This is a genomic window from Haloferula sp. BvORR071, assembly GCF_000739615.1.
Taxonomy (GTDB): domain Bacteria; phylum Verrucomicrobiota; class Verrucomicrobiia; order Verrucomicrobiales; family Akkermansiaceae; genus Haloferula.
Genome location: NZ_BATP01000007.1, coordinates 50,881 through 67,280, shown reverse-complemented (window position 1 = coordinate 67,280; position 16,400 = coordinate 50,881). Strand labels below are relative to the sequence as shown.

Genomic DNA, 16,400 nt, shown 5'->3' with positions numbered 1-16,400 from the left:
ACCGGGAACTCGATCGCATGAGCACGGAACAAGCTAGACAGGACATCACCCGCCGCCTCGCGACGGTTCGCGCGAGCATTCGCCGGGCCCAGTTGCTGCGTGGCGGCTTGCTGCTCGCCACCGTGGCCCTCGGCGGACTGCTGGTAATCATGGCGGCGGACCACCTCTTCTCGCCGCTGCCGATGGCCGCACGCTGGGTGCTCTTCGGCCTCTGGCTGTTTGCCATCGTGGGGGCTTTGCTGACCGGCCTTCGTCCCTTGCTGCGCAAGATCAGCTTGGTTCAGATCGCGCGTTGGCTCGAAGGCCGCCATCCGGAGATCGAGGAGCGCATGAGCACGGTGCTGGAAATTTCCGGTGGTGATGCCGGGGCTTCCGCGGGGTTGATGGAGGAACTCGCCAAGGCCGCCGGTGAGGATGTGGACAAGGTGGATGCCCGCGCCGAGATGAAGGCGGTGGGAGCGGGCAAACGCTGGGCTCGTCCCGCTGCGGTGCTGGCCATCATGCTGCTCATGCTTTTCGTGCTCTGGCCGAAGGAAGCCTTCCGCCTGGTGGCACGCGCGGTCACCCCCTTCAGCAATCTGGGCAATGCCGAAGCGGTGAAGTTCACTGTCCGCCCTGGCGATGTTGAAATGCTCGAGGGCGATGCCTTGCAGATCGAGGTCAGCTACAGCGGATCCGCGGACCAGCTCGACCTCGTGATGGTAATGGCCGACGGCAAGGAAATCATCCAGCCGATGCAGCATGAGGGCGAGCTCTGGCGCTACCGCATGAATCCTGTTAGGGAGACCTTCCGCTATCACGCGCGAGCCGGTCGCGGGGAAAGCGATTCCTTCTCGGTCACGGTCTGGCCTTCACCGATGATGCTGGAGCCGCGGGTGCGCCTAGGCTTCCCGGAATACTCGGGACTTCTGCCGCAAGATGAACCTTTGGGCCGCGGGATCGAGGCGGTGCGCGGCACCACCGTGAAGCTGGAAGGCAAGCTCAACACCGCGGTCGAATCCGCATGGGTCGAGCTTGAGGGCAAGAAGATCGCGGATGGCAAGATCGACGCTGCGGCTAGTGGCGGCCGGGTGACTTTCGCATGGGCTCTTGATAAGGACAGCAGCGGTGAAGCCGTCGTCAGGTTGAAGCATCGCCTCGGGCGCGAAGTGGAATCACTGCGTTTTCCGGTGCGGGTGTTAGAGGATCAGGCGCCGGTCGTCCGTTGGTTGAGCCCGCTGGCGAAGGAGCTGCGCGTGCGGCCGGATGAAGTCTTGGGCTTGCGCTATGAAGTGACCGAGGACTTCGGTCTGGCCTCGCTCAAGGTGGAGTCGAAGGCCTCCGACAAAGAGGCGGTGAGCACTAACAGCGATCTGCCCGAAAAGCTTCCCGGCAGCAGCCGCCCCTTCCGCTTCCGTGGCGCGGAGGAGTTGTCGATTGGTTCTTTGGCCGAACGTTGGCCGGGTGCGGGTGAGATCCGCGTGCGGGTCCGTGCCGAGGATGCCCGCCCCAAGGATCTCGATGGCCCGGGTGTGGGTGCTTCGGAGTGGCTGCTCTTGCGCATCGACCGCAATGCCGAGTCGCTGGCGCGCCAGGAAATGCGCGCCGAGCACGACGGCGCCCGTGAGTCGATCGAGAAAGCTCTGCAGGCGACCCGCGAGGCGAAGGATCGCATGGACTGGCATCGCGGCGAGATGAAGAACGAAGAGCTCAGCAAGGATGCCAAGAAGCACTTCGAGGAAGCGCGCGATCGTCTGGCCGAGGCCAAGGAGAATTTGGAGAAGCTGGCGGATCAGATGCAGGACAGCGTGCATGCCAGCAAGGCCGACGAAGTCCGCAAGGCCGCCGAGCGCGCGGCCGCCGCCCGCCAGGAGTTGGAGAGCGCGCCTTTGCAAGACGGCCAGCAGCGTCGTGAGGAGAAGCTCGACAGTGCCCGCGAGGCGGCCGAGGCGGCGATGAAGGAACTGGAGAAGGCCCGCGAGCAGATGGACCGCGACCGCCAGAAGATCGAGGAGGTCACCCGGCTCCAGGAGTTGGCCCAACAGCAGAAAGAACTCGCCCGTCAGGCGGAGAACCAAGTGGCTGCGAATACCGGTGAGAAGCCGCTGCCGCAGGATTGGCAGGACCGCCAGCATCAGATGGAGGAGCAGCTCCGCCAGCAACTCCGGGAGCAGCCGCAAGCGCGTGCGGAGGCACTGAAGGATCAAGCGACCGAAGCCCGCGAACTTGCCGAGCAGGCCAAGGCACTGAGCGAAGCGCAGAAGGCAATGGAAGAGCAGTCACGGCAAACTCCGGCGAATGCGCCCCTGCCGGAGCAGGCGGTGCAGAAGCTCCGTGAGGAGCTGGCCCAAGAGCAGGCGAAGATTGCCCAGGATACCGCCAAGGAAACGGCCGAGGCCCGGCAGGACTTGAGCGAGACCGCCGACGTCCTTCCCAAGGCTGAGGCCGCGACCCGTGAAGCCGCCGAGGCGATGGCCAAGAAAGAAGACAAGGCCGCCGCCGAAGCTGCCAAGGAAGCAGTCGAAGCGCTCAAGGAATCGCAGAAGGAAGCCGCCCAGCAAGCGGGCGAGGCTCAGGCTCCCTCCGAGCAGGGAAAGAACGAGCAGGGAAAGAACGAGCAGGGAAAGAACGAGCAGGGAAAGAACGAGCAAGGGAAAGCCGAAGCCAATCCCGCTCAGGAATCTCAGCGCGCCGCCGAACTGGGCGAACTCGCCGAGCGTCAGCAACAGGTCACCGAAGCCTTGCAAGCACTTGCCGAAGGCAAGACCGCCGAAGCGATGCAGGATCTCCGCGAGATGCAGGCTGATGCCGCTGCCGACTTGGCTCATGACATCGCCGAGATGCCTCAGGCCGAAGGCTCGGGTCATATGAACGAGGCCAAGGAAACCGCACGGCAGGGTGGGGAACAGGCCAAGTCCGCCGCCGAGCAAGCCGGCCAAGGCAAGCCACAGGATGCCGCCGGTCAACACCAGCAATCGGCTGCCAATCTGCAACGCAGCGCCGAAGCACTGGGCCGCGCCGCGGAAGAATTCGCCCAGAATGCTGCGCAAGCCCAAGGCCAGCAGCCCGAACAACATCGCGCGAACATCCCGCCGAAGGATCTTTCCCAAGCCTTCCAGTCCGCGTCGAAGGCGACCGGCGAGAAGCAACAGGGCACCCAGTCCGCCAGTGAGGCGGCGCAAGCAGCCCAAGCCCTTTCCCGTGCAGCCCAGTCCGCTCGCCAGAGCATGCAAGGTGGCCAGCCGAAACCGGGGCAACCCGGCATGCCCGGCGACCCGCAAGGCCAGCCGGGCGAGAAGCCGGATGAGAACCAGCGCACTCCGGAAGCCGATCCGGGCGTGCCGCCGGAGCTGGCCAAGCTCGGCATCAGCGCCTCCGATTGGGAAAAGATCCAAGCCACCCTGAAGTCTGATGTCGGCGGCGGCGGTGCCGGGGTGCCCGAGGAATACCGCGGGCTGGTGAAGAAATACTTCGAAACGATGAGCGCGAAATGAGATCACTCGCCGCTGCTATTCTCCTTCTAACAGGTGCTTCCGCCTTTGCTGCGGAGACCGCCGATCCGGTCTTCGCAGAGTGGAAGGACCGCGTCGATCCCGCGGTTGAGCGCGCCTTGGAATATCTTTCGCGGGTCCAGCGCGAAGACGGCTCCTTTCCGGAAGGTTACGGCGATTCCACCGGTGTCCCAGCGCTCGCAGGAATGGCGATCCTTTCGAAGGGCCATCTTCCCACCGAAGGACCCTATGTCGTCACTCTGAACAAGTGCATCGACTTCGTCCTCGATAACCAGCTTGAGAACGGCCTCTTCGAGAAGGGCAACGCCGGCAGCGGGCCGATGTATGCCCACAACATCTCGACGCTCTTCCTTTCCGAAGTCAGCGGCATGGTCGATCCCACGCGTCAAGAGAAGATCGCGAAGGCCCTTCCGCGCGCACTCCAGTTGATCCTCCGCGCCCAAGCCATGGACAAAGAGGAGCGCCATCAAGGCGGTTGGCGCTACCACCCCGGGTCCCGCGATAGCGATACCTCCTGCAGCGGCTGGGCCCTCATGGCGCTACGCTCGGCGAAGCTCAATGGCGCGGCGGTGCCGGACAAGGCGATAGCCGATGCCGTGGCCTACCTCGCCCGGCACCAGAACAAGAAGGAGGGCCACTTCGGCTACATGGATCAGGACAACCACCAGCGCTCGCTTACGGGTATGGGCCTGCTCTGCCTGGAACTCTGCGGCAAGCACGGCTCGCCGGAGACCATCGCTGCCGCCGACTATGTGATGAAGACCTTCCGGGACCTGCCCGGAGACCAGTTCGAGTTCTACGGCAACTACTACAATGCCCAAGGCACCTTCCAGATCGGTGGCCGCTACTGGAACGACTACGCGAACTGGATGTACGATACCTACGTCAAGAAGCAGCAGGAAGACGGCTCATGGAATAGCCGCGAGGCCGGCAGCATCTACGGCACCGCCATGATGGTGCTCGCCTTCACCGTGCCCTACCGCCAGCTCCCGATTTACCAGCGGGACGAGACGGTGGGCGAGGAGGAATAAGCTCAGGCTCTCACTTGGCGGGCGGAGGCGTTTCCTCCTTCTTCTCTTCGCCGCCGGTAGCTGGCGGGGGAACCTTCACTCCAGCCGCGGAACCCTGGATGTCTTGCATCAGGGAGCGTCCTTGGTTCAAGCTCTTGTGGCGGAGGTCCATGCCCAGCCAAAAGGCACCGATCGCCAAGGCCAAGAAGAACAGGGTCATGAAGAAGCTCGCCGAGGCGCTCGGCTGGGTCTCGTAGATCACCTGGCGCGCCGGTGCCGGGGCGGGGCGGGCCGGGCCGCCGGCTACAGCGGGCTTCTTCGGGGCACCTCCGAAGTCCTCGCGGACAATCGGCGATTCCTGTTGCGGTTTTTCGCGGGCGAGCGCCTCGCGCTCCTCTTCGGTCAGCGTGAAATCGAAGGCCACATCACCGACCTTCACGGTCAGGCCATGCCGCAGCGGGATCACCTCGTGCCGCTCGCCGTCCAGCTTGATACCGTTGGTGGAGCCCAAATCGCGGAGCTGGTAGCCGCCGTCGATCCGCTCCATCACCGCATGGCGCACCGAAGCCGAGCCGTCATCGATCACAATGTCGTTCTCGCTGCCGCGGCCGATGTTGACCTTCATCCGGTCAAGCTGGAAGCGGTAGGGCTGGGGACTGCGATCGGCGATAGTAATGGTGACGCGCGGCATGGGTGAAAGACGTGAATCTGCCGCCCTTTCTAGCGCCAAAACCAGCAACTCTGCACGGAAAAAGTCCGTCTCTTCAAGGACTTGGGGGCGAATGACGCCGCCAGGGGCCCTCTAAGCCTTTTTTCGGACCCCGACAGGGCCTTTTTGGCCTGTTTTGCCCGGGGAAATCCGATTGCCAAGCCGCTCAAGCTCTGCTGAATTCTCTGCACCATGGCCAACGCAACGAACGTGCTCGCGAGCGGGATCGAAATCACCGGCTCCATTCGCTTCTCCAATGACATGATCATCGACGGGAAGATCGAGGGCGAGATCATCTCCGAGAAGGGCCGCGTGACCATCGGCGAAAACGCCATGATCAAGGGCAACGTGACCGCTGGCGACGTGAAGGTCTTCGGCAAGGTCGAGGGCAAGATCACCGGCGAGCGCTGCGAGCTGAAGGCCAAGTCCCGCCTCGATGGTGACATCAAGGCCAAGATGTTCTCGATGGAGGAAGGCGCGCAGCTTTCCGGCCGCACCGAGATCGGCTGAGCCAGCCCGGACGCGCAATCATTTTTCAGGAAGCCGCCTCATCCGGGGCGGCTTTTCTTTTGCCACGGGTGAGGGCATCCGCGGCATAGACCGCCACGGCCGTCCAGATCAGGGCAAAGGACATCAGCCGAGCCTGAGTCATCGGCTCGCCGTAGAATTTCCAACCGATCACGAACTGCAGGGTGGGGGCCATGAATTGCAAGATCCCCAAGGTCGTCAGCCGGATCGTCCGCGCGGCATGACCGAAGCAGAGCAGCGGCAGGGCGGTCGCCACGCCGGTGAAGACGACCAAGCCGGCTTGGTGCATGTTGCCGCCGAAGACTGGCACTCCGTGGACGTTTTCCCAGATCAGCCAGCCCAAGGCCAGGGGGGCCAGCAAGATGGTTTCCGCCGTCAGTCCCGGCAGTGCTTCCAGCGGTGCCCGCTTCCGGACCACGCCGTAGAGCGCAAAAGTCAGCGCCAGCACTAGCGCGATCCAAGGGATGCCCCTCAGAGCATAGACCTGGATGGCCACGCCCGCGGCCGCCACGGCCACCGCGAGCATCTGCAGCCGGGTCTGGCGCTCGCCGAAGAACATAGCGCCGAACAGCATGTTCAGGAAGGGATTCAGGTAGTAGCCCAGCGCCGCCTCCAGGATGTGGCCGTTCAGCGTGGCCCAGACGTAGAGTAGCCAGTTCGAGGCCAGTAGACCGCCGGAAAGCAGGTGCCAGCCCACGCTACGCCAAGAGGCCAGTCCGCGCAGCACCTTGCCGGTCTGGCGCTGGAGGCCGATCACGATGGCCAGTAGGACCAGCGACCAAACCGTGCGCTGGGCGATGATCGTGACCGGCGGCAGGAAGATCAGACCCTTCCAGAAAATCGGCAGCACCCCCCACATAAGGAAGGCGGCCACCGCGCTGATTACTCCGTCCTTGCGCTCTTTCACTGGGGCGCGCCGGACTCGAATTTCTTGCAGATCCACGCGATCCGGGCGGCTGCGGACTCCATTTCCAGGAGATCCTGGCGCTCGTCGGGATTGTGCAGGAACTGCTGCGCCATCACGTCCGCCAGGATCGAGGGGTCATCGATCTGCGCGGTCATCGAGGTCAGCGCATCGCGGACCTCGTCGGGTAGGTCCCGGGTCACGATTTCCGCAGCCTCCTGAAGCGCTTCCAGTGCGCCGCGGGACTGAGATTCCGGCTCGAAGACGGAGGGAACTGGCTCGATCCGCGCCTTCGGATAGGGGGAGTCGAGCCACTCCATGAAGCGCACCCGGATCACCCCGTGTAGCAGTAGGTTGGAAGTTCCGTCGTCAAGCTCTCGCGAGGCCCGGACCAGGCCCATGGTCCCGACGGGCGCGGTGCAGAGCGAGGGATCGTCGGTTTCCTTGCCTAGCAGCCGGGCCACGGCGAAAAAGCAGCTGCCGTGAAGCGCATCGGAGAGCATTTCGCGGTAGCGGTCCTCGTAGATGTGCAGCGGCAGGCCGCCGTGGGGAAAGAGTGTGCAGTCCGGCAGCAGCATCACACCGCAGGTCTGGGGGATGTTGAGCGAGGACATCGCCGCAAGGGAGGCGTGCCCGCCGCGCCGCGCAATCCAAAAAACCCGGAGCCGCGGAGTTCTCCCGGCCGGTCGCACCATCAATCGGCCTTGCCTCGCGCCGCTGCATCGACCACGGATGCCGCGTGACCGAGGAAACCGCTCCACGCCGTGACCCCCGCATCGCAATCCTGCTCTGGCTGCTGCCGCTGGGACTCGTCGTCTCCGCCGGGCTGGGAATCTGGTACTACTTTCACCGTCAGGGAATTGAGGCGCAGAAGGAGCAGCCGCGCTTCGCCACCGCTGTCTCCGCGGAGGTGCTGAAGGACGACATGGGCAAATTCCTCAGCTTCGTGGGCGAGCGGAATCAAGGTAGCCCGAAGGGACTCGACCGGGCCGCGGCCATGATCGAGGGCGCGCTCGGGCCGGCCAATGCCGGCTACAAGGTGGAGCAATTCCGGACCAGTGCAGGCACTTGGCCGCTCCTTATGGTGACTCTCCGCGGTTCGGATGCCTCTTTGTCGGCCTTGTGGGTCGTGGCCGCCTACGACTCGCGCCGCGGCTCGCCGGGAATGGAGGCAAATGCCAGCGGCGTGACCAGCGTGATGGCTGCCGCCGGCGCCCTTTCGAACTCCAGACCGAAGCGGACCGTGAAGTTCGCCTTCATGCCGCATGCCTACGATCTGGATGCCCCGGTCATGCAGAGCTTGGCGGCGCTCGACAAGAATTTGGGCACCTGCTCGGAGGTGTTGGTCGTGGAGGCCACCGGGGCAGGGGAGAAGCTCCTGCTCAGCTCCCGCGATGCGGAGAACCGGGCGCTGCGCCTGGCCACGGGCCTAGGCGAAGTGGTCGGAGCGGAGAACGTTTGCATGCAGGATGATTTCGACTTGTCCTCGAGTCTTTTCGAAGTTGGAGCGCCTGCAGTCAGGGTCTCCACCCGCCCGGTGGTGAAGGCCGACGAGGCCGATACAAGCCCACCTGATCCGCTTCTTCATGCCGCTGCGACCAAGGCATTGGTGGCTTTGATCGAAAAGCTTTCGGATTCTTGAAAAAACCTCTTGCGCGAGAGGGGGTCCATCCCCTACCAAACCGCCCTCGCGCGGCCCCAACCGGCCGCACCTGACAAAGGGGGATTAGCTCAGTTGGTAGAGCACTTGCATGGCATGCAAGGGGTCAGCGGTTCGAATCCGCTATCCTCCACGTCTTCGGCCTAGGAGTTTGATCCGGTGGCCTTTCCCCGCACGCGCAAGTGGCGATCCTTGTCTCGATCCCGAAGGGATCACAGCGACAGTAGCCGGGGGTTGAGCGCAGCGACACCCCCGGTCAGGCACGAAGAGAAGATCTCGATCCCGGAGGGATCGTAGCGTCATACGATTTGCTCTACGTGTTGCCGGAGATGGATTGGTGGACGTGACTCAGGGCAGATGGCGCTCGTCGTAGGGAAGGCCTGCCTTTTTCAGCAGATCGACGAGTTCTTCGCTGAAGGTCCTCACACGATGATGCTCTTCTTGCCCTGCGATGTATTTGCTCACTGCACCTCTTGCGGATGGGCTGACGGTGATGGCGCAGTAGCCTTCTTGCCATTCGAACTTGGGTTTGGCTCCTTCGGTTTTCATCCAGATGGATGAGGCCTTCTTCAATTCACGCATGAAGTCGGCGAGGCAATGGGTGGCCTTGAGGGTGACGAGGAGGTGGACGTGATCCGCGACCCCGCCGATTCCGTGGGTTTCGGCGCCGAGGCCGTGGACGAGACCGCCGAGGTATTCGTGGAGGCGGTGGCGGATGTCGGGGGTGATGGAAGGTTCGCGATGTTTCGTTCCGAAGATGATGTGGTAGTGCAGGCCGAGGTAGGTGGACATGATGCGGGGAGGTAGAGGTGGAATATGGCCGGGCTGCGATCCCTTCGGGATCGAGTTATTCCGTGGGGCGGATACCGGGGGTGTCGCTGCGCTCAACCCCCGGCTACTGCCGCTTTGATCCCTATTGGGATCAGGCGGAGATCCCTTAGGGATCAAAGGCAGAACCGTGAGGTCCGATTCGCAATCTGCGATCACGAATCGACCCTCCCGTATTGGATCTCACAAATCAAACACCTCGATCCTCGCGCCTTTCTCCGGATGGTTCACGAGCACGGCGATCTTGTGGATCTCCCCGAGGTCGCTGCCGGTGTGGCTGAGGTAGTCGAACTTCCCGCGCAGGTCGGTGTAGCCGTCTTTGTGGAAGACGGGGTGGCCACTGCTGTCTTCGACATAGACCTTCACGTAGCACTGCGGCACGGGCAGTCGGCTGGCGGAGTCGAAAACCTGCAAGGTGCGCTCCAAAGGCGTGCGGGTGATTTCCAGAGAGCGGCTGTCGAGAACCTTGAGGACCTTGGTGGTGCCGGACTTGGCGGCGACAAGGACGTTGCCGTGACGGAAGTTCTCGGGCAGGTCGACTGCGGTTTCTGGCGCGGCGAGTAATACCTCGCGGCTATCGTTGGCGCGGATGCCGGGCTGCGAGGCTCCTTCACCGGTGAGGAAGGGATCCTTGGAGAAGAGCATTTCTAAATCCACGCTGAAGAGCTGCAGCAGGGTCTTGTCGAGCCGCTGCTGCTTGATCACGAGCTTGCCGTCCGGGGCGAGCGCGAGGTCGAGGCTCGGCGCTTCTTCCTGCGGCTTCTGCGGTTCGGCCGCGCGTGGTGCCTGTAGCGCTACGATCTCGTCGGCCTGGGTGCGGATCGCGTCGAAGCGCTGCTTCCACTGGCCGGGCGGCAAGGTGCTGTGACGCACCGCGAGAGCGCGTGCGTCCTCCGGCTTGGACCGATAGAAATCCACCACCGCGGCGATGTAATCGTAGGCCATGGTTGCGGGCAGTTTGTTAGAGTCGACTTTGTCGAAACGCTCCAGCGCCTCCGGCACGCGGTCCTGCAACAGGAGATGCGCGGTGAGGGCCAGTTGGTCACCGGCTTCAAGCGCTGGCTTCCAGGCCAGCGTGTCTAACAGCGCGGTGTAGTGGGCCGTGGCGTCGGCGTGGGTCAGGCGTTCCTTGTCCGCGAAGCGGTGGGCGCGGGGATTCACCAGTGGATCGAATTCCAGGCTCTCCCAGTCGCGATGAACCAAGGGCCGCACTTGGATAATCGGGCTATCGAGCCAATCACCCAAGCGCTGCGCCAGCGAGGAGTTCTCGACCAGTTCGCGCATGGCGGGGACATCGCCGTGCAGGAAGCCGTAAGAGGCAACATCCGCAGAGTAGTGCAGCCGTTCGCGCAGGATTTTGGAGGCCTCGTTGAAGAAACCGCGGTCCTGCAGGCGCCAGCGGATCAGCTTGAAGTCCAGCGTGCGCAGGTTTGCGATCTTCATGCGGGCGAGCACGGCATCGTTGCTGGCGTCGCGCGCGAGGACCGGCCAAGAGTCGGCGTCCGCAGGCGGCGGCTCGGCACTGACCCGCAGCACCCGGGCATCGCCGCGTGCGAGAATGGTATCGTTCTCCGACACTTGCAGAGGATAGACCGCGTATTCCCCGGCCAGCGGGAAATAGAAGGCAAGCTCCAGGCTCTGGACGCCATAGGGCTCCAGCTCGTACGTCTCCGAGGTCGTGGCCGGTGATCCCGCCAGCGGGATCGCACCTGCAGGGATCTGGGCCAGCACATCAATCCGCCGGCCCGCACCGCTGGGATTGGTCACCACCATCGAGGCGCCGTAGGGCACCCCCGCCACGAAGTCGCCGCTGATGCTGTTCTCCACCTGACGGCCGTCCACGGTGCGGAAGCGGTCATCGAGGCGGTGGAAGATCTGGCGCACCAGCACCGGGGCATCCTGCGCGACCTTCTGGGTCTCGCGCGTGTCCTTGTAGAAGAGCAGCATCGGCTCGCGGGCCTTCACCTTGAGGGTTGAGCCGTCCACCTGCGTCTCCGGGCGCTGGGCCTTGAAGGGCAGGTCGAGCATCGCCAGGCAAAACAGCGCCTCGTTGGCGTTGTGGGTGCAGGCATTGAAGTTCGGCGAGATGAAAGCGCCCTTGCCATCCCACAGCGCGAGATCGAGCCAGAAGCGGTTGAGCGGGATGAAGCTTTCGTCGGTCTTGCCACGATAACGATAGTAGTTCGACTCGCGCCACAGGCGGGTCTGGTCGCGTTCGGAACTCCAGGAAGGACGGGAGAAGGGGTGGTCCATGGGGGGGCGCGGCTTCAGTGCCGCACCCGTGCTCCCGTCTCCTCCGAACGGATCGGCCTCGGCAAAATGATCAGCGCCACCGCCACCGGAGGCGAAACCATCGGCCTCGGCAGCAGAAGAAGGTAGTGGTGGCAGTATGCCGGAGTTGTCGGATAGGCCACCCGGGACACCGGCAGAGAGGCCGCGATGCGCAGCACGAGGCTTGGCCACGGGACGGTCCTCCAGCACCACGTCCACAAGACTCTCGATCAGGTCGATATTGGTGGATGTATTGCGGACTACGAGCCTCGATCCTGTTAGGGTGGCGGAGGAACCGGCGACATCCGCGACGCCTTTTTCCTTCAGTGCCTCGGTGATGGTAAGGCGGCCTCCGCGTTTGCGCGCCTCGGTCGTGCCAAAGGGATCTTCCTCTCTGATGGCGCCGTTGGGGCCGGTGAGCAGGTTCAGGAAATCCCGCGGGACATTGAAGGTGCGGGTGAAAAGGTCCTCATCGGACTCGGTTCCCGGCACCAGCGTAACGGCATATTCATCGACCTTGTAGCGCAGCCGGGTAGCCTCGCAGATGTACTTGAGCGCTTCGGCCATGGGAACATTGCGCAGGCGCAGTTCCTTGATGCGGAGGGCACCGGGATCCGACGCGGCATCCAGGCCTGCCCGCGGTTTGCGGATCACGAAGTTGATACCCTTCCTGGTCGGATCGGTTTCACGGGTATCCAGCTCGCGGGAGCGCAGGCGCAGGAAGTCGATGGCTTCTTCGACCGAGGTGTCCTCAAAATCAATGACGGGGATGATAGTGTTGCGGGTTTTTTCGAGGAGATATGAGGTTCCCCCGAGCGTCATCGAACCATCTGTATCCTTTGCGGCCAGGCCGAGGGAGTCCTCCGTCGCCAGTTCATTCCCGCGCAGGGTCTGGGTGAAGAGCTGGGTCTCCTGCTCGGGCGTGGGAGCTTCGAGTTCCCAGCGCAAGTTCAGCTCGCGCGCGACCCGTTCCCGGGCCTCCGGCATTGCTTGAGACAGCAGTGCCTTCTCCGCGGCATTCAGCCGCTGCCAGGCGTAGGGCCGCAGGTAAGCCGTGAGGTCGCGGCCTAACAGGATGTTGTCGACCACCGTTGGCTCCTGCTTCTCCGCCAGCATCGGCTTCACGTGCTTGGTGAAGAAGTCCGGGTCCTTCCGCATCAGGAAGAGGTGCAGCTCGTGACAGGCGTGCTCGGAGAGGAAGGCCAGCTTCTTCTGCTCATCGAGCGAGGGCCAATCGAGCAGCGGTAGGAAGTCATTCAGACGGGTATCGCTCGAAGCGCCTAACAGGAACTGGTGCGCCTCCGCCAGGGTGGTGAAGGCCCGCCAGTCGGCATCAAGCACGCTCTCGATGCTGGCCTCGGCGCCCTTGGCAAGGGCCGCCGCGCGGCGGGTGCCGACGTGGTATGTCTTGGCATCCAGCGGCTTCGCCAGGCGGCGGTCGCGCAGCGGGGTGTCGCTCGGCACCAGCGGCACCGTCAGGTGATGACGGCCCGCTGTGTCAGCGGCCACGATCTCCAGATACTGGCACTGTGCGAAGTCCGCCGCGGGCACCTGCACGGTGCCATCCGCACCGAGCGGTAGATCGAGCCGAAGCACCGAGGTGCGAGCCAGGAAGTCGAGCGTGGCTTCGCCGTTGGAATCACCCTCACGTTCCTCTGGGGGAGTAGAGGGCGCTGGTTCCCTCCCGCCAGACCGCCCGCCACCGGTGCCGTGGCCAACGCGGCCGCCTTCACCCTTTTGCTCGGCCTGTACTACGTCGTCCTCGCTCCAGCGGTTCACCAGCAGGCCCGCGCGCGGCAGCATGGAACCGGGGAAGGTCTTCGCGGCGCGCCGATCCAGGATGTAGCGCATCTCGTCGCTCAGGCGCTTCGATTCAAGGAAGGCATTCCCGGTGAAGCCGGGGGTCAGGAGAGCAGGCAGGGGATTCCCGAAGGGCTGCAGCGCCGCTCCGCCGGACCAATCGTGGAGATAGCGCCGCCCCAACAGCGAGACCCTGGTACCCGGTGAAGCACCATCCACCTTCACCACCAGAGCACCGGCTTCAGGTGTGGCGGCCATGACGAAGGGCAATGGCGGCAGGAAGCGCGGCATGATGCGCGCGGCCGAGACTAACAGACCGTCGCGCTCCGCCGCGGCAGAGGAGCGGATGAGGATAGCCTTGCCATCGATCACGAGCCGGAAGTCGCCGGCGGGCAAACCGCGTAAGACCAGCTGCCGCTTATCAAGCGCCAGCTTGTCGAAGTGATCACGGAGCAATGCCTCGCCACGCCATTCGCTCAAGCTCACACGAGCCCGATCAAGAACTGCCATCGGTCGCAGCAGCGGCAAGCGGATCTCATCGCCAGCGGCGAGCTGGAATTCAGCGGGGAAGTCACTCCAGCCGGCTTCCTCATCAGGCTTGAAATTGACCTCGCCGATGTCCGAGCTGCGAGTCCCGATCTTCACGATCTCCGGCAGGGTGCCAAGTGCCACGCGGCCGCGATCATCACTGCGCAGCGTGACTTCGATCGGGCTGGCATAGTTGCGGTGGGTGAACTGGAAGGTGACGGGGCGGGAGGACAAGGGCTCGCCATTGCGGCCACGGACTTCCATTCGATAGCCCTCGGTATCGCGCGTGAAGAAGCCCGCAGCGATTCGTCCGCTGGTGACGATGTTGTTCAGCTCCCAGCTCTTGCTGGCTTCCAGCGGTTTCGGATCATCGCCGTCGCGAGGTGTCACCGAGCCGGTGAGCTTCATGGTCAGCGCGATGGTGTCTGCGGGGACTTGGAAGGGGATGAACATCCGTGGGGATAGCTTGAGATCGCCACCGATCACGCGCTCGGTAGTGAGGCCGCCAGCCAAGGTTGCCTGCATCACCAGCGAGGGCTTATCGATCCACTCCAGCGGGATCTCCCTGCCATGGCTATTCAGGCGCAGGCGGATGAAGAGGCTGGCCTGCTGATCGGCCAGTAGTTGCTCGCGGTCCACATGGAAGCGGGCGTCGAGCGAGATCTCATCGCGGCGTGCCTCCAGAGAGAGCGGCACGGCGAGCTTGCCCTGGCGGACCAAGCCAGTCGTGCGCGACGAGCTGGTCTTGTCGGGAATCACGATCTTGCCACTCGCATCGGGAGCGAAGGTTTCGGTGCCGAGGGAGACGCTCGCATCCTTGAGCAGGGTGCCGTCCTCACCGAAGACCTTCACCGATTGCCCTCGGGCCTCGTGATCCACGAAGGCGATCAAGCGGCCCTTGCGGATGAGCGCGCGTGAAGAGACTTCCTTCGACACGCACTCCACGACCCATGCGCCGGGCCCGGCGAGCTCCGGCAGATCCAGCGTCTCGCGGTGCAGTACCAGCGGCGGTTGCGCGAAGCTCAGGCGTTTCTCGTGGTGGGGCACCAAGCCCTCCAGATCGAGGTCCACCGGCGGCTCGCTACCCTCGCGCTCGATCCATGCTGGCAGATCCAGCTCGAAGATCCGCACCAGCAGATCCGGCGTATTCTTGAGATCGAGCGCGAGCTTCACCTCCGCGTCAGCGGGAAGCGCCTGGCCTTGTCCTGGCGCGAAGACGATGCGGGTCTCCTTCTGCATTTCCAGTAGCTCGGCCGGAGGAATCGACGCACCCCATGCCACTGGATCTGCCCCGGCCAAGAGCCGGGCCCGGGCATGGAAGAGACGCAGCTTCTTCTCCTCGATGAGATCCTTGAAGAGATCGGGCGTTTCGGCACTGCCGAGGAAATGCTGGAGGTACTCGCTGACGAGAGCGCTGTCGTCCCCGATCGGCGGGCAGCCCGTGGCAGGGGAGTAGTCGGCTGCCGGGTTGATGAAGGGATCCGCGGCGCGTTGCTGAACAGGCCGCAAAATTGGATGCTCATTCCGCGGCAAGCGCAGGTAGGCGAGGAAGTCCTCCTGCGGATACTGCCCCAGATCGCGCTGGAGTCGCAGGTGGTGGAAAAGCACGTGGGCCTTCAGGGAATTCAGCGCGGGCGGCAGGGTCAGCGCGAAATCCCGGCAGGCGGCGAGATGTGCGGCATGCGCGGAGGGATCGAGCTCGAAGTCGGTCTCCGCCCCGGGCAGCAAGGTGGTCATGCAGCGGGTTGCGAACTCCTGATTGCCACGCAGGGCCGGGACTGCGGCGGCCAATTCATCGAGCTGGGCGCGGGTCAAGCGGTTCTCGATGCTTGCGGAGCCGAAGCGGGGTGGCTGGGGCAGGCGGTGGACCCGGGTGAGCAGGGCCACGACGCCGGGCAGATCCGCCTGGGTGAGTGTCTGGCGGAAATAGAGCAGCTTGGCTTCGTCGAACTCCACGACCTTCGCCAGCTCCGCAGCCAGGCGCTCGCCCTTCAACTGTCGATAGGGTGCCTCGTTGCCGCGATCGATGGCTTCCTGCTCGAAGGCCTGGACGGAAATCCGGGCGGGATCGAGGCGGTCAGGGAGTTTCTCGTCGGCGCGGGCGTCGGGCTTGGCGTCGTCGAACGTCATCCCGGCCCGGTGGATCATCTCGTCCGTGGCCTTTTTCGGGTCCGCGTCGAAGCGGAGCAGGATCTCGCGGTTTTCCAGGATGTCGTAACCTTCGAGAGTGGCGGCACCCACGCCGGGCTTCTGGGCGGCGGTTTTCCAGTCGGCCATGGTCTTCCGGTAGGCGTCCGTACGACCGGCGAGCTGATGGTTGAGCGCTTGGTAGAAGAACCAGTCGCGGGTCTGGGGAACCAGCCGGGCCAAGGCTGCCTCGCGGCTCGCGGGATCGGCGAAAGCCTCCTTGAACTCGAGATCCTCCGCCGCCAGGGACAGGGGCAGGGAAAATAGCAGCGAGAAGAGGATTTTTCTCATGCTCGGGGTATAGGGAAGCCCGTGGGAGAGGGGAACAACTCCCTGCTGACCTCACAGCAAATTCACAAATCCCGGGTAGCGAAGGGTTTGTGACGGTGGGGAGGGGGTTTCCGAACTGGCCGTCACTTCATCCGGCATTCGAAAATTCTTCATTCGGCATTGATCGAAAATGAATTGGCCAAGCGCCGCAGGC

At 63.9% G+C, this 16,400-nt stretch carries 9 protein-coding genes and 1 tRNA gene; 5 read left to right on the top strand and 5 right to left on the bottom strand.

Features of this window, described 5'->3' with window-relative positions:
* Nucleotides 1-17 precede the first annotated feature (17 nt).
* Together BV071_RS05640 and BV071_RS05635 are read left to right on the top strand one after the other, a co-directional pair.
* Nucleotides 18-3,473, top strand: a complete 3,456-nt coding sequence (locus BV071_RS05640) for a hypothetical protein (RefSeq protein ID WP_035603299.1) — start codon at nucleotides 18-20, stop codon at nucleotides 3,471-3,473.
* A complete protein-coding gene (locus BV071_RS05635) occupies nucleotides 3,470-4,522 on the top strand; it encodes a prenyltransferase/squalene oxidase repeat-containing protein (RefSeq protein WP_035603297.1) in 1,053 nt (350 codons plus the stop codon). The genes BV071_RS05640 and BV071_RS05635 overlap by 4 nt, the downstream gene beginning before the upstream one ends.
* 10 nt (nucleotides 4,523-4,532) lie before the next feature.
* Here the strand turns inward: BV071_RS05635 and BV071_RS32540 are convergent, their stop codons facing one another.
* Entirely contained in the window at nucleotides 4,533-5,192 is a 660-nt protein-coding gene (locus tag BV071_RS32540; protein WP_052572937.1) for an FHA domain-containing protein, read from the bottom strand.
* Between the two features lie 210 nt (nucleotides 5,193-5,402).
* Between BV071_RS32540 and BV071_RS05620 the strand changes: the two genes are divergently transcribed.
* Nucleotides 5,403-5,720, top strand: coding sequence for a polymer-forming cytoskeletal protein (locus BV071_RS05620; protein WP_035603293.1), 318 nt, complete (start codon nucleotides 5,403-5,405; stop codon nucleotides 5,718-5,720).
* Nucleotides 5,721-5,745: 25 nt separating this feature from the next.
* On the opposite strand, the gene rarD is transcribed toward BV071_RS05620, so the two are convergent.
* Together rarD and BV071_RS05610 are read right to left on the bottom strand one after the other, a co-directional pair.
* On the bottom strand, nucleotides 5,746-6,645 hold the full coding sequence (gene rarD / locus BV071_RS05615; RefSeq protein ID WP_035603291.1) for an EamA family transporter RarD: 900 nt from the start codon (nucleotides 6,643-6,645) through the stop codon (nucleotides 5,746-5,748).
* Nucleotides 6,642-7,256, bottom strand: a complete 615-nt coding sequence (locus BV071_RS05610) for an LON peptidase substrate-binding domain-containing protein (RefSeq protein ID WP_035603290.1) — start codon at nucleotides 7,254-7,256, stop codon at nucleotides 6,642-6,644. The genes rarD and BV071_RS05610 overlap by 4 nt, the downstream gene beginning before the upstream one ends.
* Nucleotides 7,257-7,381: 125 nt before the next feature.
* Between BV071_RS05610 and BV071_RS05605 the strand changes: the two genes are divergently transcribed.
* Nucleotides 7,382-8,284 carry a M28 family peptidase gene (locus BV071_RS05605; protein ID WP_035603288.1) on the top strand — a complete coding sequence of 301 codons (903 nt, stop codon included), beginning with the start codon at nucleotides 7,382-7,384 and terminating at the stop codon, nucleotides 8,282-8,284.
* Between the two features lie 78 nt (nucleotides 8,285-8,362).
* A tRNA-Ala gene (locus BV071_RS05600) sits at nucleotides 8,363-8,435 on the top strand.
* A gap of 215 nt (nucleotides 8,436-8,650) precedes the next feature.
* On the opposite strand, the gene tnpA is transcribed toward BV071_RS05600, so the two are convergent.
* Both tnpA and BV071_RS05590 read right to left on the bottom strand, forming a co-directional pair.
* A complete protein-coding gene (gene tnpA, locus BV071_RS05595) occupies nucleotides 8,651-9,094 on the bottom strand; it encodes an IS200/IS605 family transposase (RefSeq protein WP_035603286.1) in 444 nt (147 codons plus the stop codon).
* Nucleotides 9,095-9,313: 219 nt separating this feature from the next.
* Nucleotides 9,314-16,207: a hypothetical protein gene (locus BV071_RS05590; protein ID WP_035603284.1), complete on the bottom strand. Its 6,894-nt coding sequence runs from the start codon at nucleotides 16,205-16,207 to the stop codon at nucleotides 9,314-9,316.
* Nucleotides 16,208-16,400 lie beyond the last annotated feature (193 nt).

What these genes read in the sequence shown, in the direction of transcription:
- BV071_RS05640 (WP_035603299.1), top strand. Translation starts at nt 18, where the DNA reads ATGAGCACGGAACAAGCTAGACAGGACATCACCCGCCGCCTCGCGACG.
- BV071_RS05635 (WP_035603297.1), top strand. Translation starts at nt 3,470, where the DNA reads ATGAGATCACTCGCCGCTGCTATTCTCCTTCTAACAGGTGCTTCCGCC.
- BV071_RS32540 (WP_052572937.1), bottom strand. Translation starts at nt 5,192, where the DNA reads ATGCCGCGCGTCACCATTACTATCGCCGATCGCAGTCCCCAGCCCTAC.
- BV071_RS05620 (WP_035603293.1), top strand. Translation starts at nt 5,403, where the DNA reads ATGGCCAACGCAACGAACGTGCTCGCGAGCGGGATCGAAATCACCGGC.
- BV071_RS05610 (WP_035603290.1), bottom strand. Translation starts at nt 7,256, where the DNA reads ATGTCCTCGCTCAACATCCCCCAGACCTGCGGTGTGATGCTGCTGCCG.
- tnpA (WP_035603286.1), bottom strand. Translation starts at nt 9,094, where the DNA reads ATGTCCACCTACCTCGGCCTGCACTACCACATCATCTTCGGAACGAAA.
- BV071_RS05590 (WP_035603284.1), bottom strand. Translation starts at nt 16,207, where the DNA reads ATGAGAAAAATCCTCTTCTCGCTGCTATTTTCCCTGCCCCTGTCCCTG.